Below are 22,570 nucleotides of genomic sequence, written 5' to 3'. Positions count from 1 at the left end.
CTCCGCTCAAGGCAAGTCGCTCAGTACAAGTGACCAATGACCAATGACTAATACTTCGACTACGCTCAGTACAAGTGACCAATGACCAATAACATTCCTATTTTGAAAGTAGAAAAATTAACTGTTTATCAAGGCAGCTATCTAGCTGTTCGAGATGTTTCCTTTGAATTATTGCCAGGAACAGATACAGCCATCGTCGGGCCCAATGGTGCTGGTAAAAGTACCCTGGTAAAAGCAGTTTTAGATTTGATACCTCGAAGTGCTGGTACGATTAAAATTTTGGGTCGTCCAATTGCCAGATTGGGACATTTACGCCACACGTTGGGCTATATGCCGCAAAACTTCATTTTTGACCGCAGCTTTCCTATTTCTGTCAGCGAATTGGTGGGACTGGGATGGACTAAGGAAGATAAAAGAAAGAATTCATTTTTCTCTAAATTGTGGAGACAAGACCGAGAAAAATCGGCAGCAGTAACAGAAGCTTTACGGCGAACTGATGCTTATCATTTACAGCATCAAGCTATTGGGACTCTTAGCGGCGGTCAACTGAAGCGGGTTTTATTGGCTTATTGTTTGGTAATGCCTCGGAAACTCTTGGTACTAGATGAAGCCTTTGCTGGTGTTGATGTACAAGGTGCAGCAGATTTTTATGCTTTGCTAAATGAATTAAAGCGAGAAGAGGGTTGGACAGTATTACAAGTTTCTCACGATATTGATATGGTAAATCGCCATTGCGATCGCGTGCTTTGCCTGAACCAAAGCATTGTCTGTACTGGTAAGCCAGAAATTGCCCTTTCACCGCAAAACCTATTAGCAACCTATGGCCCAGGTTTTAGCCGCTACCAGCATCAACATTAAAAGAATTCGTAATTCGTAATTAAAGAATGAATTATGTCAGTAATTATAAATTTCTTCAATGATTGTCAGATAACTTGGCTTGCGATCGCTAGTAGTAATGACTTGCTAGAGTTGTTACAACTTGCTTCGATACAGCGTGCGTTTATGGGTGCTGCCTTGATGGGAATACTTGGCGGGATGTTGGGTAGTTTTGTCACCTTGCGCCAGTTATCCTTTTTCAGCCACGCAGTTGGTCATGCAGCATTAGTAGGTGTGGCGTTAGGGGTGCTACTACAAATAAATCCTACTTGGATGTTGTTACCTTTTACCTTAATTTTTGGGGTTATTGTCCTTTACTTTATCGACAAAACCGACTTAGCAAGCGATAGCGTACTTAGCATAGTGCTATCTGGGGCATTAGCGATCGGTTTAATTCTCACAAGCCTAATTAAAGGATATCGTGGCAACTTGATGGCTGTACTGTTCGGGGATATTCTAGCGATCGATACTACAGATTTGATTTTGACGCTGCTAGTACTTCTGGGAGGTAGTATATTTTTACTATCAACTCTCCGACAGCAAATTTTATTGACCCTTAACCCTGATGTTGCCCAAGTTCAAGGCGTTCCCGTTCAATTGTATCGCTACGCTTTTGTGGTCTTGCTTTCACTCGCCGTTGCTGTCGCGATTAAAGCTGTTGGCGTTTTATTAGTCAATGCCTTTTTGGTCATTCCCGCCTCCACCGCCAAACTGATGAGTCACCACTTTAGCCGCTTTCTAGTCATGTCGGTAATAGTTGGTTCCATCAGCAGCATTGCTGGCATCATTGTCTCAGGTATTTTCAACCTAGCTTCTGGGCCAAGTATTGTTCTTGTCCAGTTTCTCCTATTTGTAGCCGTTTTCGTCTGGTTTAAGTTCAGTTTGAAAGCTGCATAACTATTTTTCTCCAAAGACTTGCTATATTCTTTTATCTTTGCTACATTGATTAATCGTGGCTCACAAAAGCCCCAGCCGGGATAGCTCAGTTGGTAGAGCAGAGGACTGAAAATCCTCGTGTCACCGGTTCAAGTCCGGTTCCTGGCATTATCTTAAACCCCTTGAAACCTAATGATTTCAAGGGGGTTGTGGTTTTTAGGTATTAGCTGATATAGAAAAACTGTTGTAGCTTGGACTAAATCTGGGATATTTTTTGATACCTTTAGATAGAGAATGGGTGTAAACAAGCTAAAAAGCGGGAAGTTGTTAAGTAGTTGAAATCTTGTCAGCTTTTATGCTTAAAATTGCACAAGAGGTTTATTTAGCATCTACTGACAGCTAAAGTTAACCCTTTGCAGGACTCACCTAAGCAATGCTGACTGAAATTTTACCTTTCCGTTTTGAGTTAGACACGATCGCGATCGCTGGAGCGAGTTTGTGGTCATTGGCGCTATATCTAGGTTTTTCCAAAGTCAATGAATGGGTAATCGAGCAACTTAATCGCTGGTTTAACTTTGCCGAGCGATCGCTTTACACCAGCCAGTCAGAATTTGAAAAGACTCGTAAAGCCAGAGAATCCCAAAACGCTTTCTACGCCTCACTGTTTAGCATTGTGCCTTTTTTGATAGTTGGCACTTTATGTAACTGGGGTCTGGAAATTAGTTTAGGCGAGAGTTGGGGAATTAGTACAGGTATATTAGCCTGTATGGGTGCTGGCATTTATGAACTTGGGCGCAGAGATGGAGAATCTTCAGATTAAGCCAGAGTAAAAATGGGGGAGATGTTGCTTTGATTACTCCCTCATCTTTTCCTATCCTTCTTTCAAGAAACAAGGCAGGAAGCAGAAGGCAAGAGGATTTTACTTGTTTCTTCCATCCATAACGGAAGCGATCACGTCCGTAAACAGCTTCTGTCACTCTCCGAAAAGATTTGTCACATAACGCATCCATAGAAAAATTTAAACTTGAATGTTTTATGAACAGTCATGTTTTGATTTTATGCTTGGATGCCCAAAAGAGCGTAGGCGTTGGCGTAGCCTCTCGTAGATAAGCCAGCCGTTCGCGTAACGTCTGGTAGAGAAGGCATCGCCTGTTGTGGAAAGGTAAGCGATCGCCTTGCAGAAAACCTCCAAAATAAGGCGTAGACGCATAGTTGCTTGTCGTTAGACATCGCCTGTTGTGGAAGAGTGAGTGCGAAGCCTTGCAAAAAACCTCAAAAACACAGCGATCACATTTAGTATTTTAATCAATTCACCAGATATCTTTAAGATTAAGCATAAATTCCGGTAGCACATCTTCTCCTGATAAACTAGCAGGAGATTGCAGTAGTTCAACGTCTCTACCAGAACGATAAATTTCTACTTGCCGAGTTTCTAAATCAATTAACCAACCTAATCTAGCACCGTTATCTCGGTACTCTTGCATTTTATTTTGTAGCCTTATTAAACAATCAGTATCAGGGCGCAATTCTACTACAAAATCAGGACATACAGGCGGAAAATTTTCTTTTTGCTCTTGTGTGAGAGAATTCCATCTGTCACATTTTAACCAAGAAGCGTTAGGAGAACGAACTGCCCCATTTGGTAAAATAAACCCAACCGAAGAACCAAAGGCTATACCTAGTGACTCATCACGATTCCACACTCCAAGTTGAGCAGTTAAATTAGCATTGCGGTTGCTGGTTAAACCTCCGACTAAAGGCATTAGTAGCAATGTGCCATCAGCATTACGCTCACATCTGATTAATTCATTTATCTGACATAACTGGAAGAATTGCTCATCTGTTATTTGAAGAACAGGAGCAAAGTTGATAGTTAACGCATCCATAGAAAAATTTCAACTTGAATATTCTCATAAAATTTAATATAGAAGCGATCGCTGTTGTGGAAGAGTAAGTGCAATCGCCTTACAGAAAACCTTAAAAACAAGGCGTAAACGCGTAGCGGCTTGTCGTTAGACATCGCTTGTTGTGGAAGAGTGAATGCGTTAGCGTAGCTTACCGTAGGTATCGCTGTGCATATTTAACTTAAATACAAAAAAGTATAATAGTGAGCATCAAACTCATATTTGTTAAAATATCTTTTGTTACTAAAAAGAGAGAAGTTATCTGGTGGACTCTACATTTAACTGGAAACTGGAAGAGACTTTACTAGAGAAAGTCATAAATCTGGCTAGTCAGCGAGGGCAATCTCCTGAATCAATAGTCAGTGAAGCTGTTAGGCTATATCTAAAAACGCAATTACTAGAAACAGTTGATAATGCTGCGTCTGACCCATTAATTGGCTTATTTGAAGGAACACCTGATTTAGCTACAAACTCAGAAGATATTCTCCAACAAGAGATTACTGAAAAATCTGGTTGGACGTGGAAATAACCTTAGCAGTAGCAGATACGGGTTTTGTTGTAGCATTGTTGAACCGTTCGGATGCAATGCACAGTATTGCTGCAATAGTATATACACAACAAAAACAAATTCTGTTACCACAAACAGTATTGGCAGAATTAGCTTATTTGGTAGGACGTAATGCAGGTGTAGCTATAGTTGTAGCTTTTTTGCAAGGACTATCTGCGAGTCGATTTAGTTTAGTAGCTTTAACAGATCAAGATGTAATTCGTGTGGCGGAAATCTTGAATGAGTATGCAGATAGTCGGATTGATTTTGTAGATGCAAGCGTTATGGCTATAGCTGAACGCTATGGTATTAAAAAAATATTTACTTTAGATCAGCGAGACTTTAGATTATTTCGACCTAAGCATTGCGATAGCTTTGAAATTTTGCCTTAAAGAAAATAATAGTTAACAAAAGAGCGATCGCCTGTTGTAGAAGGGTGAGCGATCGCCTTGCAGAAAACCTCAAAAACAAAGCGATCACTGATTCTATGATGGCATTGCAGGCGATCGCTTTACAGAAAACCTCAATACAAAGCGTAAACGCCTAGCGGCTTGTCGTTAGACATCGCCTGTTGTGGCTTATGAAGTGCGATCGCCTTGTTTAGGCATTCAATTATCAATTTTGTGAAGTTTTGCTGACTCCTATCACAACCCCAACCAATACCGCAAAGATTGCTCTAAAAGTTCAGCATCAGCATCAGCTAACTTGCCGATCACTTTTACAATTAAGCTTTTATGCACTGTGTATAAACCTCTCTTGACTGCTGTAGCCACGTTTAGCCCTGCTGCTGACCATTCAGACAAGACAAACTCACCTTCTAGCAATGCTCCAGTTTTACTCGTCAAGGGTGTGATTAAGATGTCTTGAGAAATGTGTGGCGCACTTACCACAACAGCAGGTCTAACTTTTTAACTGGACAAATCTGAAAAGGGATACTGAACCAAAATGATGTCATTTTTAGAGTAGTTGGGCATAGACATCATCCTCAGTGTTATCCCAAACTGATAAGAGTGATGTTTGACTGGTTTGAAGCCAAAATTCAGTTTCATCATCAGGAAGCAGCGTCACTAACACTCTTGTCCCTTCCGGTAATTCCTCTGACTCCAACAATTCGATTTTTCCTTCCCGAACAGTAGCCCAAAGCGTTTTTAGCATATCTGTTTTATCAATAGTCATGCTTTAATTTTATGCTTCGATAGTTTATAAGGAGCGATCGCCTTGTAGAAAACTTCAAAAGCGATCGCCTGTTGTGGAAGGGTGAGCGATCGCCTTGCAAAAAACCTCAAAAACAAAGCGATCGTCTGTTGTGTAAGAGTGTGCGATCGCTTTACAGAAAACCTCAAAAATAATGCGATCACTGATTGTATGATGGCATTGCAGGCGATCGCCTTGCAGAAAACCTCAAATATAATGCGATCGTCTGTTGTGTAAGAGTGTGCGATCGCTTTGCAGAAAACCTCAAATATAAAGCGATCGCTGATTGTATGATGGCATTGCAGGCGATTGCCTTACAGAAAACCTCAAATATAAAGCGATCGTCTGTTGTAAAAAAGTTAGTGCAATCACACTTGATACTATCAATTAGGCAGACATTAAGTGCAGTTTTGGTTCAAGAGTTGGACAGTCTAATTCAATTTCTGCTTTGACTAATCAATTCTGATTATATTTTTAAACTCTTCTAATGTTGGTGTAGGTTTTATTCTGTGTATTATACGGTGACAATTAGAACATAAAACAGTAAAGTCAGTTGAAGGGTTTAGCTGAACTTTCGTTTTTTCTAAAGTTGCAATCGGTACTATATGATGAGCTTCTATGTAATTCTTACCTATATCCCCATATTTAATCTCAAAATCAAAACCACAAGCTTTGCATATATATCCATGTATTTCTTTAGCTTTATTACATAAAGCTTGATTTCTTTCTACTCTTCTATGAATTTTATACTTTGTTAAATCCTCAAACCAAACTTCTTCAGAATCTAATTCATTATCCTGAGTATCCAAAAGTTGGTTTTCTATCAATTGTTCATAAATTTCGATAAACAATAACAAATCATGGGTTAGTTTATCTGAGTCTGGCAAACTACTTTTTGGATAATAAGCAGCTAGTATATTACCGGCATGGTATGCTTGACCTAATCTTCGAGCGGTAGTTTCTTTAGGAATTGCTTCAAGCTTAAGATCAATATTTCCTAAATATTTAATAATTATGTCATTCGATATAATTTTTCTAAAAATTTTTGCTCTTTCTCGTAATATATCTTTTGCACCTCCAAGTCCATAATTCTTTTTTAGAGATGCTGTACCTTGATTCAAAGATAGATAAACACCAGAACAATCTGCCTGAAATAAATAGACAAGGAAAAATCCAAATCTCACACTTTCTGTGACCAACTTATTAAAAACAGCTATCCAAGGAATATTTGCCCATGCTCCATTTCCTGCTGAAGCTTGTATACTGTATATTTCAGGAAGGTTTAGAGAACTATCTAACAAGGTTGGAACATCATTCTTTAAATATCTTGGAAAATCATGATTTTTAAATTTTTCCTTGTTGACTATTGGATATTCATATAATAATTTTTCAATAGTTTGTTTGAGCATTTCTATTTATTCAATTAGAGCGTAAACTTTATCAATTTAAACTTAAATATTAAGGTAGACGTTTTGTCTAACTAATTTATACTATTATATCCCTTCAATCCGGTCTTCAACTTTTTAGTATAACTCGCACAGACGATCTAAATTATCCTCGCTAGTCTCTCAATAACCGCGTCCATTCACTTCTAACAAAGCTGATACAATCTTGCGGAAAGAATGGGGGTTAAAATTCATTAAAATTATGCTTGGAGATTTTCAAAACATCTCTTAATTCACTGCATATTCTGTAAACTGTCTCATAAAAGGAGACTGAAAACCTAACACAATGTCTTCCTTGGGAACTCCCGCAGCTACCAAATTAGCTGCGATGTCATCTTCTGTACCATTCCACTGAAGCCAAATTTTTCCACCCTTAATATCAATATGGATGATACAACTATGTACCCAGTCTTGGCCTTCCCAACCCACATGAACTATTTGATAATGGTTACGTTCTGTATCAAAAATTGTTTCAACTTCTATATTTCCGTAAGCTGGTTTTTGCTCACTATATTTCTGTAATATCTGTTGTACAAGCTGACGATATCGAGTTAATTTATCCATTGGAAAATCACCTCTTGCTCTACATCATAGATAAGCATTTTTACTTGATTTTCTGCTATCATCTCTTTAGGGAAATCAAGTTGAAAAAATGTTTTGTAAGTTGTTAAAGGTACTGCTAAATACAAAACACGCTCCGGTTGCCGCCGTCGTAATGCACCTCTATAATTAATAAACTGTCCTAATGCTGTATGAAATTCTGAAATAGCAGACGACCTCTCTAAAAAACTTTTGACTTCGACCGCAATTTTTTGTCATTCACGTTCTGCTGCAATCAGCTTTTGGGCGGCTAAATCAATAGAAAGATTAACTCCACCCACGCTAATTGTGAGTGGATCGTTAGTAATTTGCCAACCGTCTTTCTGTAAAGCTGTTTTGACAACTTCATGAAAAACATCTTTAGCAGACATACATACCCCTAATTATATTTATTATTTTCATTTAGGCGCATTTTTTGTAATCTGTAAAAATGGTTGGCAGAATAGAGACGTTCTAGAAAACGCCTCTATTTTGGTTGTTATTCTATCCCTTCAATCCGGTCTTCAACTTCTTGGTACAACTCGCGTAGACGATCTAAATTATCCTCGCTAGTCTCCCAATAACCGCGTCCATTCACTTCCAATAAAGTTGATACAACCTTGCGGAAAGAATGAGGATTAAGGTTCAGCAACCGTTTCTGCATTTCTTCATCTTTGATGAAGGTTTCGTTAGTATCCTCGTAAATCCAGTTATCTACAGCGCCGGCTGTTGCACTCCAACCCATTGTATTTACCAATCGCTTGGAGAGTTCGCGCACACCTTCATAACCGTGATTCAGCATCCCCTCGTACCACTTGGGATTTAATAATTTGGTACGCGCATCCAAACGCACGGTTTCTGTTAATGTCCGCACTTGAGCGTTAGCTGTGGTTGTATCTGCAATATAAGATGCTGGTTTTTTACCATCACCCCGCAGATTTGCCACCAGCTTTGTAGGATCTGAATCGAAGTAGTGGGAAACATCCGTTAAACTAATCTCGGAAGAATCCAGATTTTGGAAAGTTGCATCAGCAGTTTTCAATGTACTTTCAAAAATCTGTCGGGATTCGTCCATGATTCCGGGGTTATCGGAATTGAAGGAGAAAGATTTCCGGTTGAGATACATTTCCTGTAACTCGGCTTCGCTATCCCAAGTGCTGTTTTCTACCGCCAAGTTGATATTTGACGAGTAGGAACCGGAAGCGTTGGAGAAAACGCGAGTCGCGGCTTGACGCAGATTAATCCCCATTTCTTCGGCTTGCTGCAAAGCGTGTTTGCGAACAAAGTTCATTTCTAAAGGTTCATCCGCCTCAGCTGCCATTTTCACGCCTTGGTCTAACAGGTTCATTTGGTTGATGAACAAGTCGCGGAATACACCAGAACAGTTGATTACTACATCAATTCTGGGTCTTCCCAACTCTTCTAAAGATATCAATTCCAACTTGTTCACCCGTCCCAAAGCATCGGGAACTGGACGCACGCCCACCATCCACATAATTTGCGCTAGGGATTCACCGTAAGTTTTGATGTTATCGGTTCCCCAAAGGACGCAGGCGATGGTTTCTGGCCATTTTCCTTCATTTTCTGCCTTGTTACGTGCCAAAAGCCTGTCTACAACGATTTTTGCTGATTGAACTGCTGCTGTTGTTGGGATGGATTGTGGATCGAGTGCATGGATATTCTTACCCGTGGGCAATACATCCGGGTTGCGGATGGGGTCGCCACCAGGGCCGGGTAGGACGTACTCACCTTCTAAACCTTTGAGTAATGCTCCGAGTTCGTTGTCTGCACAAACTTGTTGGAGGCAGAATTCCAAATACTCAAATAGGGGTTTGAGTGTGGCGGTGTCAACTTTGGGATAGCCTAGTTTATGCAATGCTTCTACCCAAGGTTCTTTTTTACCCATGTTGAAGAAATTCAACCGGGAAACTAAAGAAACTCGTCCTTCTGCGTCGATTTGCTCTTGGACAAGGGCGGTAACTGCTGCACGGGTTGCTAAGGTGATATCTTGCAATAACTGGACATCTTCTAAAATGCCCCGATCGCTATTTTGGTAAATATCGTCAATGTTACGCCCAATGCTATTAGCAATAATTCCCGGTAAGCCTTGAAGTCCTTCTTCTTGACGATCTAGACTGGCAATGTTGACCAAAGTTGCGATCGCTTCTTCTGCACTTGGCGGTTTCCCAATGACGTGCAAACCACAAGGCAACAACCGAGACTCGATTTCCATCAACTTGCGGTAGACGTTGCCAACAATATTATCGCGCTCTTCGGCACTCATATCTCTGGCATCGGTTTCTGGCAGGTCAATATCCTTATCCAGATTCACGATCCGGCATTTATCCATGATGCTGTTGACAATGGAAACACCGCGTCCGCTATCTTTTAAGGTTTGGTAGGAAGCAATTAACTCGCTGAGTTCCTTCAAACCTTTATACAAACCAGCATTTTCTGCCGGCGGTGTCAAGTAAGAAATTGTTTCGGCATAACTCCGACGTTTGGCAATTGTCGCCTCACTTGGATTATTCGCTGCGTAGTAATACAGGTTGGGAATTGAGCCAATCAAGTTATCTGGATAACAATCACCAGACATCCCCATCTGTTTACCTGGCATGAATTCCAAGGAACCGTGTGTACCAAAGTGCAGTACAGCATCAGCTTTCCAAACTTGCTCTAAGTAAGTGTAGTAAGCAGCAAAACCGTGGTGAGGACTAGCTGAACGGGAGAATAACAGCCGCATCGGGTCGCCTTCGTAACCAAATGTGGGTTGGACGCCGATGAAGACGTTACCGAATTGTTTACCATAAATCAGTAAGTTTTGCCCGTCGCTGTTAAGGTGTCCGGGAGGTGGCCCCCAGTTCTCCTCTAGGCGTTGCGAGTAGGGAGTCAGCGCCTCATACTCAGGAACCGACATTTTGTAAGCAACGTTCAGTTCTGGGCTGTTGTACTGCGCTTGAGCGTCATGGATGACTTCTTGCATCAACGCTTCGGCTGATTCTGGCAATTCTGGTAAGTCGTAGCCGTTATTTTTGAGGGCTTTCATTACCTCGTAGATGGAACCGAATACATCCAAGTACGCTGCGGTTCCGACGTTGCCTTTATCTGGCGGGAAACTGAAAACGGTGATAGCGACTTTTTTATCCAGCTTCGGTTTGCGGCGCAGATTTGCCCATTTTAAGGCGCGTTCGGCTACCGCTTCCACCCGATCGCGCAGTGCGATCGCTTTCCCTGTGGCTCCATCTCTACCCGATAATATAATCGGCTCAATTGCTCCATCCAATTCAGGAATTGCAATTTGTAAAGCTACTTGAATTGGATGTAACCCTAAATCGCTATCCATCCACTCTTCTGTGGTTTGGAATACTAAGGGTAGCGCCACCATATAAGGACGGTTTAAGCGTTTGAGTGACTCAATTGCTTTGGGATGGTCTTGTCTGGCTGGCCCACCCACTAAAGCAAAACCAGTCAGCGATATCACTGCATCTACCAACTGTACGTTAGTAGTCGGTTCATAAAAGTAAGCATCCACAGGCTTGGAGAAATCCAAACCACCCGCAAACACAGGTAATACCCGTGCGCCTAGTGCTTCCAACTCCTGCACCATCGCTACATAATGGGCATCATCGCCTGTAACTAGGTGGGTGCGTTGCAATACTAACCCGACACAAGGAGCTAGAGGATCTTTTAGATCGCTAGAAATATCTTTACGAGCTGTATACCAATTGAGGTACTCTCTGACATCTTCAAACATATTGGGAGCCAAAGGATGCCAAATCCCTAGATCGGGATAAACCACCGGCTGTTCGTATGTAGAAGGTGCAAAATTCTGTTTTTCTAAACCTTTAAATACATATTTATCAGCTAGCATCAGCAAGAAGTTTTCCAGGTTTTCTGGAGAACCACCTAGCCAATACTGAAAACTGAGCATGAAATTTCGGGCATCCTGTGCCTTGTCCATAGGTAAAAACTTCAGGACTTGCGGCAGGGTTCGCAAAAGCTTCAGCATCCCATCTTGGAATCCCGCACCGGATTTTTCTTTGCGTTTCCGCATGAATTGGGCGATCGCACTTTTTGATTGACCCAACTGTGCCAAGGAAAAGCTGCCCATTTTACTCAGGCGCATTACCTCTGGCATCGAGGGAAAGACAACGGAAACGTCCAGGCGATCGCGGTGTGGTTCTACTGCCGCTACTACTTTTTGTGCTAGGTCTTCGATGAAAATGAGGGAAGCGATGAAGATATTCGCACTCTCTATTTCTCGTTTGAACTCTTCGTAATTCTCTGGGTCGCGGAGTTCCTCAATCAAGTACCCGCTAATTTCAATCGCCAAGTTAGGATTGTTCGCGTTAATCGTGCGAACCGCTTGCGACAATGCGCTTTGGTACTGGGACTCAAGCACGACATAGACCACCTTGATTAAACTACGTCCGCGTAAGTTATCAGGCGCAATGTGTCTAATGGTGGACTTGACGTGTGTGAACATGCTTCTTCGGCTCCTTTGATGCGTGTTCTCTGAAGGAAGTTCCTAGCGGCATCATCAGCCACAGGTAACTTGTGATTTTTCAGGCAATATTTGTTTTTTATCAGAAAACGCTTGCCCAGTAGGCATTTTATCCTCTATATGACACAATTCGATATAAAAAACGAAATATTTCTTTGTAATTGTTGACTTTATCTAAAAGTATTAACTCACTTATATGTAAACTTTATGTTACACATTAGTGAGCTAATAGTTAAATAACTATTTAGCAATTTACTCCAGTTGTAAAACAAAACTTGTCTATGCTGAATAAATATTTTTTAGTCAGCATAGACAGACTTCAATTATGTAGTTGCAATTTATACTAAATGCCAGAAATACAGGGTTTCTTTCGGGTTAAATTAAGAAATTATCAACGAATACAGTTCAGTTTTAGAAGCTCCTTTACTCACAATTCCTGTAGCAATTTTCTTAGTACCAATAACACTAACAGCTTTCATCATTGCACTGGCGGCTACATAACCTGTACAACGCGAAAGGGCGCGAATAGAGAGAGATTTTGCTCTTTGCCACCTGTATTATATGTTGTACTTCCTAGACCTTGTAGAAATTCTTCCCACTAAATCAGACTATATTTGATAAGCAAACTGGATAAAATGAAATATAAAATTTATCGTCATGCACAAACAGAGATGGAGCGAAGAAATACATCTTAATTTTTAGTCGAATCTGTAATGCTTCTGGGCAAGTAGTGTCAGAAAAAGAAGGTAGAAAAGTCTAATAGGCGAAAATTGACTTTGGTAGTGGGAAAATATTTTTGCTACGCGTTACTGTAGTAGATGATGTTGATCCCGCAGTTGTAGTGACCGTATATAAAACTAGTAAAATCGAAAAATATTGGAGATAACTATGAAAATTACCTATGACCCAGAAGTAGATATATTAAGAATTATATTGAGTGATGTACCCATAGAAGATAGTGACGAAAAAAAGCCAGGGGTAATTTTAGATTACGACGAAGATGGAAATATTATTGCCCTAGAAAGATTAGACGCTTCTAAAAGAATCGATAATCCACGTTCCCTAGAGTATTCGATTTCTACATAATAGAGGTTTGAAAGGGTTATACCAATTTTGTATGTATGAAGAGCGAGCTTTTTCTGAACCAGTTGCTGTTGCTAGTGGTAGTCCTTCGCTTAAGGCTTCTTTGAGATAAATACTAGGTTCTATAGCTGACGGGACGACAAAAAAGGTTAGGATACAGATAAAATAAGCTCCATAGCCCTGAAACCTCGTTGATAATACTGGAGTTTATTGCGACTTAATTTTATTAAATCCGTGACTAAATCTTGACATTGGTCTATAAAATTTACCCAAGTTTGACCATATAAACCAATATAAAAACTGCTATGTCGCCTGACTTTACGCCCATATTCTTTAACACGATCAATATACTTTTGGACACCTTTACGTTTAATTTGTTGTCCAGAAATGGTTGCAGAAGTGTAGGCGATCGCTATCAATAAAATTAGAGATATTAATCGCTTATCTGAGACATTAATATCTTCCAAATTATAGCCACCTTTCTTAAAATCACGAAACATTTCTCGGAGGCGGAGTGTCTCCGACTCCGTTCAATATCGAACCTTCTTTTATAGGCAGCGATCGCTAATTCTAAAGTTGACAGATTTGTTAAAATAAACCATCCTTCTTCTGGAGCTACTCCCAAAATTTTACGTTTCCATTTACAAGCTAAGTTAAAACCTCGCACCCCTTGATTTTTTGTAACTTTAACTCCTTTAAGAAAAAAGGAAATACCAGGGTAAAGTCCTAAATTATTTAGCTCCAACCAAATATCTGCTTCTCTTTCAATAAAATGATTCTTTTTTAGACGTAAACAAAAATATACTTTCTGTTCACTGAGCCAGTTTGCTTACTTGACTGAACAAAATTCTCTGTCTCCTAATATACATAAATTATAATTACTAACAATTGGAAAAACTTGGGACAAAATTCTTTTTTGTTCATTCAAATTGCTACTACCAAGTTTTGGTAATAATTCAAAGTATACTGGAAAGCTTCTTTTGTCCCAAATGATACTTACCATGAACAGATTTATACAGCCCCAATTTGTGCGGTCAATTGCTAGATAAATTGTTTTTTGGTCATCAAAATATATTGATAACCATTTGATGACTATCGGAAACCAAATTTTTTTGATGTCGAGATTTGGTAAAGACAAAAATATTTGGACTTTCTTTCTTCTACTTTCAAATTCAATCGGAATTGACTTTTACCCATAACAGATGTATAATTATACTCGCATAGAAGGGGAGTAGCTGCTGGCATAAAAAACTTGAAAGCCAGTACATCTGAATCAACATACTGGCGATGAGCCTGGTTCAGATGACAAATAATTAATATTTGAAAGCGAGACCTTCACTAAGTTCACACCGAAAAGTGTAAACTTGGTGAGGTCTTTTGGCTCTCATCAAGCTTCACATCGGTAAACGATTCTTCAGGAGCTTGAGAGAGTGTTAACAGCTTTTACCGCAGGTTTATTACTAATTACAGTTTCAGAACTAGGCGATAAAACATTTTTTATTGCTGTGATTTTGGCAATGCACCACCCACGGCGGCTAGTGTTTGTAGGTGTGACAGCTGCTTTAGCCGCGATGACAATCCTTTCGGTGCTATTTGGACAAGCGGTATCTTTGTTACCAAAAGTTTATATTCATTACGCCGAAATAGCTTTATTTATTGCCTTCGGTATCAAGCTGTTGTACGACGCTAGTAAGATGTCCAATGCTGCTTGTGATACAGAAGTTGTACAAGAAGCTGAAACTGCGGTGAAACAAGCAGATTTGCAGTTACCAAAGCAAAAGACTGCTTTAGCAATTGTCATAGAAGCCTTTGCGTTGACATTTATGGCAGAGTGGGGCGATCGCACCCAAATTGCCACCATTGCCCTAGCGGCTGGTAATAATCCCATTGGAGTGACAATAGGTGCAATTTTAGGACATGCCATTTGTGCTGCGATCGCAGTTATCGGCGGCAAAATGATTGCCGGACGCATTTCTGAGCGTCAACTAACCTTTATTGGCGGATGCCTGTTTTTAGTCTTTGGTGTAGTTGCAGCCATTGAAGGAGCATGAGGGGAGGGAGCAGAGGAGCAGGGGAGAAATCAATTCAAAATTCAAAATTCAAAATTCAAAATTCAAACATTGTAGAACTTCTGCCTCCTGCCTCCTGTTTCCCAATGCCCATTACTTAGGCGTACTTTCTGGTGAAGATGCGGGAGAGGTAGCAGATTGAGGAATGGGAGAAGCCGTTGCTGCTTTCTTAATTCCGTCTTTGTACTGAGCAGGTGCTAAAGCTATTGCACTATCAAACAAAGGTTTTGCTTCTGCGTTTTTGCCCTGTTGTTTCAGGAGCATCGCTTTTGCCACAACGGGGCGGAAATCTTTGGGATCTTTCTTAATTGCCTGATCGTATATAGAGCTAGCTTGAGCGTAGCGTTTCTGGGAAGCATGAACAGAACCTAACAGCACCTGTACGGCTACTGTATCTACACTTCCAGGCTGAATTGTATTTGCTTGGGCTGCATTAGAGAGGGTTTCTTGCAATAAACCAATGGCTGCTTCGGGGCGTTGCTGACTGATTAACAGAGCCACCATTCCTCGCAAAGCATTCAAATCGCCCGGTTTAGTGGACAAAATCGAACGATAAGCTTGAGCGGCTCCTTCGCGATCGCCAATTTGCTGTTTGGCTTGAGCCAGTAGCACTGAATATTCTGATTGTTCAGGATTCAGCTTCGCTAGCTTTTCTAAGGGTTCAATGACAACTTGGATATCAGCTGGTTTAACCTCACTTTTGTCTTTTTGACTCAGTAGTTGCAGCCGAGCTTGTAATAGTCCTTTAAGTGCAGTCTGATTTTCTGGTTCCCGTTGCAAAACCTGTTCATAACCCCGTGCTTCGTCTTCCAGTTTTGATTTTTGGTCAGCAGAGGGTAAACTGCCTCTGGTGCTAGCGGTATTCTGACTTGAGGGTGGCGTATTATTAAATGCTCCAATTATGGGAATCACCGAAACACCCACAAAAGCAAGAATTGCCACTGCTAAGACGACTTGAACTATCCAACGATTGCGCGGTTGAGACACAGTTTTGTCTTTCTCCTAAATTTTAATGACATTATCATTTACACAAATCGTAAAGTTAAAAATTTCCAAAACTTTGCGGAATACCGCCAATTGCCTGTGAATTTTATAACAATTAACTATCCACACTGCTAAAGTAAGTGATGACTTTAGGAGGAGCCGTCAGAATTGTAGCTATGATATGCTTCCGAAACTAGTGTAAAGCCGCTAAATTAGACATTTAGTGTTTATACACTAAATTTAGCGCCTTTAGGATTTTCTAGAGTACCCTAGTGTGACTTTGTGAAAAGCCAATATACTTTCATCAGTCGCACAAATGCTCTTTCCAGCTGCCTTTGTAAAATCCCACAATGGGATGTGTCTCCGCCGCAAGGAGTTTTTATGAATTCCGACCTGATGCCGTTGCCTGAACCTTCCAATTCTTCTGCCTCTAACCAGGGCCCAACTAAAATAGAGGCAGCCGCTAATGTTCATATAGCAGCCCACTCCTCTAAAGAAGTTGAAAATTCGCCTGTCAATCCCATTGAGACTGACTCAAATGGGAACTTGATTAATCGACAGCAACCGATTCCGCCTCCCAGTGAACCGATGCAGTATCGAGCGATCGGCTTAGTCCGAGGTCGCTATCATGCTAGCAGCGAACAATTTACCCAAGGTACACTGCTGACCGCAGATGGTGTAGAACTCAATGCCGTCCTCCTAGGCCGGATTATGAGCTTAGTCAAAAATCATCTAGATTTAGAAAAAGAACACTTGTGGGTTGTATATCCACGTACCAGACAAGAAAATGATACCTTGCACATCCAAATCGTCGGAGTTTGGGAGCCAGAAAATCTGGCTAAAAACTCAACAGATGAGGACGAATCAGATTTGGAGTTGCAATTACAGACACTCGATGATGGCTTATCCGAGAATTCTGAACTAAATACAACTACTCTAAAACCCTCATCAGAAGTTGTAGATGGTGGTTTTTCTGTTCGTGGTGAAGTAGTATACCAATCTTTTGATGCTAAAAGCTTGGTAGTCAAAATTAGGCAGGCTCCACGCAAATCAACTGACAAACCCAAGTATTTTAAGTTGAAATTGAGGGGTGTGCTGACTACCAAAGCAGTGGGAAAATTCTGGGACTTCCAAGCCAAGCGAGAAGCTGATGTTTTAATTGTAGAAAAAGCTCAGGCGATCGCTGACTTGCCCAAAAAACGCAGACCACCATTCAAAGGTGGTCCTCGTGCTGGAGGTGGTGCTGGAGGTGGTGCTGGTGGTAGAAAACCATTCCCCCCCAGACGCACTGGTGAAACTCCTCGTCCCATCAAGAAAACAAGCGCAAGCGGCGACCCCTCTGTTGTGTCAAAGCCTATACCAAGACCACCAGCTCCAAAACCCATCAAGCGACCGAAACCGACTCAAGATTAGGGAATGGGGCATTGGGCATGGGGCATGAGGCACAAAAGGCAGAGGTGCGGAGGGGCAGAGGGGCAGAGGGGAAAGACTTACTTTTACTTCTCCCCTGCTCCTCTGCTCCCCTGCTCCCCTGCTCCCCTGCTCCCCTGCTCCCGCACTCCCCAAAATCAAAAATCCGTCCGACGGTCTTGGGGTAGAAAAGATCGCTCCATTGGAATTGGAGAAACTGGTTCTGTAAGGGTAAAGGTACCTGCTTCGATCCACTTTTTCAACTCTAAGGCGACTTGCTTAGAAAAAAACAAACTTGCTAAGGGGGCAGAGCGTATTGCTTTGCCCTCAATGGTGATCCGCCCAGATTTGAGTTGGGCGTAACTCACCAAACCAAAGGTAGGACGGACGCGCCGGGGAATGGAAAAATCCACTATTGGGGCTACTAAGTCTTGATCTTGGACAGCACAGTGTTCAACTACTTGTTCATTTAATACAGGGAGTGGTACACCAACGCCTAACATCAATGAGGGGCCATAACTTTTGAAGTAACACCCCCGTACCCAATGAGCATCCATTTGCTTGGCATCACCAATCAAAGCTAAAGTGGCGGAAGGCCCAATCGGTGTACGATTAGCTAAACGCTTTTGTAAGGGAAAGTGCTGAGTGCCTTCCCAGGCGACATAGCCAACACCACCGCCTAAAAAAATTCGAGTACCTATACCAACGAGTTGCAAGTCGGGGTCGTTGAGTAAGGGGGAAATAGCACCTGGATTAGAGTAAACGGCATTTCCTAGACGCGGTTGTAAAGGGCCTAGATAGGTGAAAAGGGGGCGATCGCCACCATTTACACCTACAATAAAATTTTGATAAAGATTGCGCGGATTGAATAAATAAAACTGATTAATCGTTTCACTGGTAATTGTAGTTTCAAAAGTTGCTCTGGGGTAACAATCTGTTACTTGTCCTTGCGCTTTTACGTGTATAGATTTACCAGCGATCAAATCTTCGATGATGTGACCGCCACCACGTTCTCGCACTTCTTCACCGTCCATCGTCTCCGCAGCACAACTCGCACCCAAATATAAATCTACTGCGCCAAAACCAGAGTATGCTGGCACACCATCTAACCAACAACGGCGAATTTTTATCGGGGGATCGGTGTGTCCCAGATTGATAATTGCACCACTTGATTCCATTGGCTCAAAAGTGCCTGTGGTAATTACATCAACTTCTTTCGCAGCTTTAATAACACCGATTTCTACAACTCGTGCTTTTAATTCTTCAGTTGTCAACACTACCGCCCGTTGGCGACTAATTTTCTCGTTAATTTCTGCAATTGTTCGCATCTTATCAGTGCTTGCGCTTCCTGGTGAATGGGGATGGTGGGGCCCCCTCTGGGGATAAGGGGTAATGGGGAGTAGCGTAAATTAGACCTTTAGTATAATTAAATATATTTATCTAGAACCTTTGTAGAGATGTAGCATGACTACGTTTTGACATTCATTTTCACTCATACCTCTATTCATCTCGAAACATTTGCCAGCAATCTCTGCGTGACAGGTTAACACCCTGGATAAGGTTAAAATTCCAAAAAAACAATTCAAAATATTGCAAAGTCCAAATTGTACATTTTTTGGGGGAAGCAAGTTCTACCTGTCTAAAAGATTTTTTATCACTACGTAAAATTACTATAAATAAAGCCTTGCATTATCAATCAAAATCAATTAATTAATTTTGGATTTTAGATTTAGCCGCATTGCAAAATCCCCGAATTTTTAAGAAGCTGAGGATTTTGTTGTTCATGAATAATTTTAACGAACCTCTTCCAATTAAAATCCCCCAGGCAATGTCCATGTCTGGGGGTTGGTACCAAAAGTTTACAGCTTTCAGTATGTTTTCACAATTTCTGCCTAGTTAATTTCCGGTTTCTGCAAATTTAATCTTTAAGTCGTGGTGTTTTACCGCTAAACTACCAGGTCAAGATTTTGGAGACCCGGACGAGATTTGAACCCATGTCCCACTGACATTAATTCGCAGAGGTTGATACAGAACGTGAATTTTTAACCTTAGCTTGGAGCAATAGCTTAAGACTAAATATAAGGTTGATTGTGTCGAGGAGTACCTTTACCCTTTGGCTATCCCTCGGTTTAATTAAGTCGAGGGAGTAGGACTCGAACCTACATATTCTCCTATAGACACTGAAACTAAACTTGCGCTCCAAAACTATTTTACCTAAATGTTGAGGGTGAAAACAAGTAGCCGAAAATTGAGCGGGCAACTTGATTCTGTTGAGTAACTTCTAAACTATTTGCTTGTTCTCTAGCAAAAACCACTTCTTGCATGAGCCTATCTACCCGCCGCAGCAATTCATTTTGTCTTGCTTGAGAAATTGCTCCAGAAAACTTGACTGTTCGCCAAGTTCCTTCTGGCACGTCTTCTGAAGACTCTTTTACCTGCGCGGGATGCTCTTTTGTGGCTTCATACAGCACCACAGGTTTAACTATTTTTTTGGTTTTGGTGGTATGTTTCGGTTCAGTGGCAAAACATTCTTGCTGCTGATCGTAAACCCAAGATTCGCTAGTATCTAGAACGGGCAGTGTTGAGATGAACGTTTTGACATCAACTAACTGCTTTTCCAAAAACAAGAGGTAAGAAACGGGTACTTCTCGTAAAATGGTGGTTCCGTCAACTACTATATCTGCTTTAGCCTGGGCATTAGCCCAATCTTGGGTGGCACATAAGTTAAATAATTCTGCACAAGCTTGCTCAAATTGACTCAGCAAATCTTCTGCTTTCATTTGCAGTGTCTGATTTTCTGGAGGATATACGAAGCCATCTTCAGCCACTGGCTGAAATGTCCGCGAAATCCCTTGAAACATTGCACTTTTTTGAATCAGATGATATATGCCTGTTTTTGCTTTTGTGGTGTTAGCTTTAACGGTTTGTAAAATTGCAATCACTTGATTGAGTTTCAAAGCTTACCCTCCAATATATGAATTGATTATTTTCCCCCTATTGTCTGCTTGATTTTTAGTAGCGTCCACCTAGCAGGTGAGTTTTTCAAAGATGATAGGCGATTGTAATGTCTATCGGAGATTGGATATTCACCATATACTTGTTTGCGATCGCTTATTATCAAACCCCAAAGCGATCGCCTTTTTTTGCAATCAAAAATCGAGTAACTAATCTTCTGACTTCAAGATGTCATCATCAATCGATGGCTTTTTATTAATGTCTGCATTTTCTACTTTCCAATTACCATCTGCTTCAGGAGATTGAGAAACTATCACAAACTCAGTTTCTTGTGTATGATTATTTCCCCATTCATCCAGAACATCTTTAATTAACACTTCTTGCAACCAAATCTTAGCGACAACAGTCAGAGGTAGGGCTAGAAATAATCCTAAAAAGCCAAAGAAAGTGACGAAAAATAGCTGGGCAATTAAGGTTATGGCTGGCAGCAATGAGACTTGATGCGCCATGACAACAGGTGTAATAAAATTACTCTCAATCTGTTGAATAACAAAGTAGAGAATCAAGACAGCAACAGCTTTCCAAGGTTCATCCAAGAAGGCGATCGCCATTGCTGGGATTACACTCATCGTTGGCCCTAAATTGGGAATCAAGTTAAAAAATCCCGCTAAAACCGCTAACGCTAGTGCTGCCTTGACATGCAAAATTGATAAGCCAATCAGACTCATCACTCCCACTACAAAGATGGCAATGAAAGCGCCTGTAATCCATCCCTCCAAGGAGACTTCACATTTATCTAAAATCCCATCTACTCGCCGCCGATAAAATGAGGGGAAAAGCCGCACAAATACTTTGCGGTAAGCTATGGGGTCGGCTAACATCATGCCTGTTAAAACCAACACTAGCAAAATCTTGAGGACGACTTCTAAAGAACCAGATACAAAAGCAAAGGAGTTTCCTAGTAGCCGATTGGCAAAGGGCTGTATTTGTTGAATGAGGCTATTGATATCTGGGATATAGGGAACTAACTGTTCAGGAATACGAGTTCTGAGGGCATCAAGCCAACTATTAAAGCGTCCAAACCCTTTCGGAACTTGATATGTTAGTTCTTGAAATTGCTGGGCAAATGGCGGCACAATTAGCCAGAAAAAACCCACAACACCTGCGAAAAAGATAGCTACTGCTAGAAGAACGGCGAATCCACGTTTCATCCCAAAGCTTTGGAAGCGTTTCGCTAGCCGATTTAAGGTGGTGGCTAACACAACTGCGGCAAACATCAGCAAAAGTACTTCCCGAATTTGCCACAAGATGTATAAAGAAAGAACTATGGCGATTAAGCCGATCCATTGACCGAGATTCACAGGCTAACTCCCAACCGTTGGCAAGATGCAATTTTCTTGTAATTCAGCTAGGTTAACTGATTTTAGTAACTTGTGCGTAGATGATTTGAGTTAATTTTGTCTCTGTGCTTGGAATCGCCACAGGAGCGCGATCGCGATCATCACAATCGGCAACAATACTATAATCAGCGCGTTGGTTGCTGTCGCAGGAATTGATAGATTTGGCGCTGCGTACTTAATCAATACGGATAACAAAGCTGAGAGTAAAAGCAGTTTTAGAACCAATCCTAGTTGATTTTCCATAAAAGTACGGTAATACAAATTTTTTTGGCATACAGGAATTTGCACGGTACGCCCCAGTTTCTACAATATACCTGTTGCAAAAATATATTTTTGCACTCTTAAGGTAAAGGGTAAAGGTTAAAGGGAAAGGATTTTGAGTTTCTTTACCCTTTTCCCCTTCACCTTTACCCCGACTTTTGCCAAGAAGTCTAATATACCTACAGATACAATCCTTTCCAATGCCAAGAAGTCTAATATACCTACAGATACAATCCTTTCCAACTTTCTTGGAAAAACACCATGCTAAGTACTACAACCTTGCGGAACACTTTTTTCGGCACATTCTATCTTGATGGCAGTTTAACTATAAATGTAGGACTTAGGAGCAGCCTGACTGAAGACGTTCGGGAGCAAGGCTTTAATATCTTCACTGATAAATTAATTTAAAATATTTAAGATTTCATACTAATAAGATTAGCAACACCATCCATTAAGGTAATCTCTTATAGATAAGAGATAAAC

Annotated in this window: 22 protein-coding genes, 1 tRNA gene and 3 pseudogenes; 11 read left to right on the top strand and 15 right to left on the bottom strand. The window is 41.0% G+C overall.

Annotated features, from left to right (window positions below):
- The first annotated feature begins 81 nt into the window (after positions 1-81).
- The 4 genes from RMX98_RS00455 (at position 82) to RMX98_RS00440 (ending at position 2,572) form a co-directional block, all read left to right on the top strand.
- Positions 82-858 carry a metal ABC transporter ATP-binding protein gene (locus RMX98_RS00455; protein ID WP_322679114.1) on the top strand — a complete coding sequence of 259 codons (777 nt, stop codon included), beginning with the start codon at positions 82-84 and terminating at the stop codon, positions 856-858.
- A gap of 33 nt (positions 859-891) precedes the next feature.
- Positions 892-1,773, top strand: a complete 882-nt coding sequence (locus RMX98_RS00450; protein ID WP_322679113.1) for a metal ABC transporter permease — start codon at positions 892-894, stop codon at positions 1,771-1,773.
- Positions 1,774-1,847: 74 nt separating this feature from the next.
- A tRNA-Phe gene (locus RMX98_RS00445) sits at positions 1,848-1,920 on the top strand.
- A 265-nt stretch (positions 1,921-2,185) separates the two neighbouring features.
- A complete protein-coding gene (locus RMX98_RS00440; RefSeq protein ID WP_322679112.1) occupies positions 2,186-2,572 on the top strand; it encodes a hypothetical protein in 387 nt (128 codons plus the stop codon).
- A gap of 236 nt (positions 2,573-2,808) precedes the next feature.
- Here RMX98_RS00440 and RMX98_RS00435 read toward each other — a convergent pair whose 3' ends face one another.
- Together RMX98_RS00435 and RMX98_RS00430 are read right to left on the bottom strand one after the other, a co-directional pair.
- Positions 2,809-2,982, bottom strand: a complete 174-nt coding sequence (locus RMX98_RS00435; protein WP_322679111.1) for a hypothetical protein — start codon at positions 2,980-2,982, stop codon at positions 2,809-2,811.
- An 80-nt stretch (positions 2,983-3,062) separates the two neighbouring features.
- A complete protein-coding gene (locus RMX98_RS00430; protein WP_322679110.1) occupies positions 3,063-3,638 on the bottom strand; it encodes a Uma2 family endonuclease in 576 nt (191 codons plus the stop codon).
- A 283-nt stretch (positions 3,639-3,921) separates the two neighbouring features.
- Here RMX98_RS00430 and RMX98_RS00425 point away from each other — a divergent pair, with 283 nt between their 5' ends.
- Positions 3,922-4,185, top strand: a complete 264-nt coding sequence (locus RMX98_RS00425) for a hypothetical protein (RefSeq protein ID WP_322679109.1) — start codon at positions 3,922-3,924, stop codon at positions 4,183-4,185.
- Positions 4,176-4,595 carry a type II toxin-antitoxin system VapC family toxin gene (locus RMX98_RS00420; RefSeq protein WP_322679108.1) on the top strand — a complete coding sequence of 140 codons (420 nt, stop codon included), beginning with the start codon at positions 4,176-4,178 and terminating at the stop codon, positions 4,593-4,595. Before RMX98_RS00425 ends, RMX98_RS00420 begins: the two co-directional genes overlap by 10 nt.
- A gap of 252 nt (positions 4,596-4,847) precedes the next feature.
- On the opposite strand, the pseudogene RMX98_RS00415 reads toward RMX98_RS00420, so the two are convergent.
- The 3 genes and pseudogenes from RMX98_RS00415 to RMX98_RS00405 form a co-directional block, all read right to left on the bottom strand.
- Positions 4,848-5,099 (bottom strand): annotated as a pseudogene (locus tag RMX98_RS00415) (MazF family transcriptional regulator); the annotation flags it as partial.
- A gap of 61 nt (positions 5,100-5,160) precedes the next feature.
- Positions 5,161-5,379, bottom strand: a complete 219-nt coding sequence (locus tag RMX98_RS00410; RefSeq protein ID WP_322679107.1) for a hypothetical protein — start codon at positions 5,377-5,379, stop codon at positions 5,161-5,163.
- Complete coding sequence (locus RMX98_RS00405; protein ID WP_322679106.1) at positions 5,376-5,561, bottom strand: hypothetical protein; 186 nt, start codon at positions 5,559-5,561, stop codon at positions 5,376-5,378. Before RMX98_RS00405 ends, RMX98_RS00410 begins: the two co-directional genes overlap by 4 nt.
- Before the next feature lie 3 nt (positions 5,562-5,564).
- Here RMX98_RS00405 and RMX98_RS00400 point away from each other — a divergent pair, with 3 nt between their 5' ends.
- The gene (locus RMX98_RS00400; RefSeq protein WP_322679105.1) at positions 5,565-5,849 is read left to right on the top strand and encodes a hypothetical protein; all 285 of its coding nucleotides are present in this window, start codon (positions 5,565-5,567) and stop codon (positions 5,847-5,849) included.
- Here the strand turns inward: RMX98_RS00400 and RMX98_RS00395 are convergent, their stop codons facing one another.
- The 4 genes and pseudogenes from RMX98_RS00395 to RMX98_RS00380 all read right to left on the bottom strand — a co-directional run bounded on the left by RMX98_RS00395 (position 5,850) and on the right by RMX98_RS00380 (position 11,907).
- Entirely contained in the window at positions 5,850-6,806 is a 957-nt protein-coding gene (locus tag RMX98_RS00395) for an MrcB family domain-containing protein (RefSeq protein ID WP_322679104.1), read from the bottom strand.
- A gap of 264 nt (positions 6,807-7,070) precedes the next feature.
- Positions 7,071-7,406 (bottom strand): XisI protein, encoded by a 336-nt coding sequence (locus RMX98_RS00390; protein WP_322679103.1) that lies wholly within the window; start codon positions 7,404-7,406, stop codon positions 7,071-7,073.
- A pseudogene (locus RMX98_RS00385) lies at positions 7,394-7,813 on the bottom strand (XisH family protein). Before RMX98_RS00385 ends, RMX98_RS00390 begins: the two are co-directional and overlap by 13 nt.
- A gap of 107 nt (positions 7,814-7,920) precedes the next feature.
- Complete coding sequence (locus RMX98_RS00380) at positions 7,921-11,907, bottom strand: magnesium chelatase subunit H (RefSeq protein WP_322679102.1); 3,987 nt, start codon at positions 11,905-11,907, stop codon at positions 7,921-7,923.
- Positions 11,908-12,813: 906 nt separating this feature from the next.
- Here RMX98_RS00380 and RMX98_RS00375 point away from each other — a divergent pair.
- A complete protein-coding gene (locus tag RMX98_RS00375; protein ID WP_409880921.1) occupies positions 12,814-13,011 on the top strand; it encodes a DUF2283 domain-containing protein in 198 nt (65 codons plus the stop codon).
- A 146-nt stretch (positions 13,012-13,157) separates the two neighbouring features.
- Here RMX98_RS00375 and RMX98_RS00370 read toward each other — a convergent pair.
- Positions 13,158-14,191, bottom strand: a pseudogene (locus tag RMX98_RS00370) (IS4 family transposase); the annotation flags it as partial.
- 247 nt (positions 14,192-14,438) lie between these two features.
- Between RMX98_RS00370 and RMX98_RS00365 the strand changes: the two are divergent.
- A complete protein-coding gene (locus RMX98_RS00365; RefSeq protein ID WP_409880886.1) occupies positions 14,439-15,059 on the top strand; it encodes a TMEM165/GDT1 family protein in 621 nt (206 codons plus the stop codon).
- Positions 15,060-15,170: 111 nt separating this feature from the next.
- Here the strand turns inward: RMX98_RS00365 and RMX98_RS00360 are convergent, their stop codons facing one another.
- Entirely contained in the window at positions 15,171-16,064 is an 894-nt protein-coding gene (locus RMX98_RS00360) for a tetratricopeptide repeat protein (protein WP_409880885.1), read from the bottom strand.
- Between the two features lie 378 nt (positions 16,065-16,442).
- On the opposite strand from RMX98_RS00360, the gene RMX98_RS00355 reads away from it, so the two are divergent.
- The gene (locus RMX98_RS00355) at positions 16,443-17,474 is read left to right on the top strand and encodes a hypothetical protein (protein WP_409880884.1); all 1,032 of its coding nucleotides are present in this window, start codon (positions 16,443-16,445) and stop codon (positions 17,472-17,474) included.
- 155 nt (positions 17,475-17,629) lie between these two features.
- On the opposite strand, the gene RMX98_RS00350 is transcribed toward RMX98_RS00355, so the two are convergent.
- From RMX98_RS00350 to RMX98_RS00335, 4 genes are all read right to left on the bottom strand, one after another.
- Positions 17,630-18,799, bottom strand: coding sequence for a homocysteine biosynthesis protein (locus RMX98_RS00350; RefSeq protein ID WP_409880882.1), 1,170 nt, complete (start codon positions 18,797-18,799; stop codon positions 17,630-17,632).
- 882 nt (positions 18,800-19,681) lie between these two features.
- On the bottom strand, positions 19,682-20,428 hold the full coding sequence (locus RMX98_RS00345; protein ID WP_322675072.1) for a hypothetical protein: 747 nt from the start codon (positions 20,426-20,428) through the stop codon (positions 19,682-19,684).
- A 207-nt stretch (positions 20,429-20,635) separates the two neighbouring features.
- Positions 20,636-21,787 carry an AI-2E family transporter gene (locus RMX98_RS00340; RefSeq protein WP_409880881.1) on the bottom strand — a complete coding sequence of 384 codons (1,152 nt, stop codon included), beginning with the start codon at positions 21,785-21,787 and terminating at the stop codon, positions 20,636-20,638.
- A gap of 90 nt (positions 21,788-21,877) precedes the next feature.
- On the bottom strand, positions 21,878-22,069 hold the full coding sequence (locus tag RMX98_RS00335) for a hypothetical protein (protein ID WP_409880880.1): 192 nt from the start codon (positions 22,067-22,069) through the stop codon (positions 21,878-21,880).
- A gap of 279 nt (positions 22,070-22,348) precedes the next feature.
- Between RMX98_RS00335 and RMX98_RS00330 the strand changes: the two genes are divergently transcribed.
- A complete protein-coding gene (locus RMX98_RS00330) occupies positions 22,349-22,495 on the top strand; it encodes a hypothetical protein (RefSeq protein WP_409880879.1) in 147 nt (48 codons plus the stop codon).
- Positions 22,496-22,570 lie beyond the last annotated feature (75 nt).

The sequence above is a fragment of the Nostoc sp. DedQUE02 genome (assembly GCF_034531035.1).
GTDB lineage: Bacteria > Cyanobacteriota > Cyanobacteriia > Cyanobacteriales > Nostocaceae > Nostoc.
This window is presented reverse-complemented; position numbering and strand designations above follow the sequence as displayed.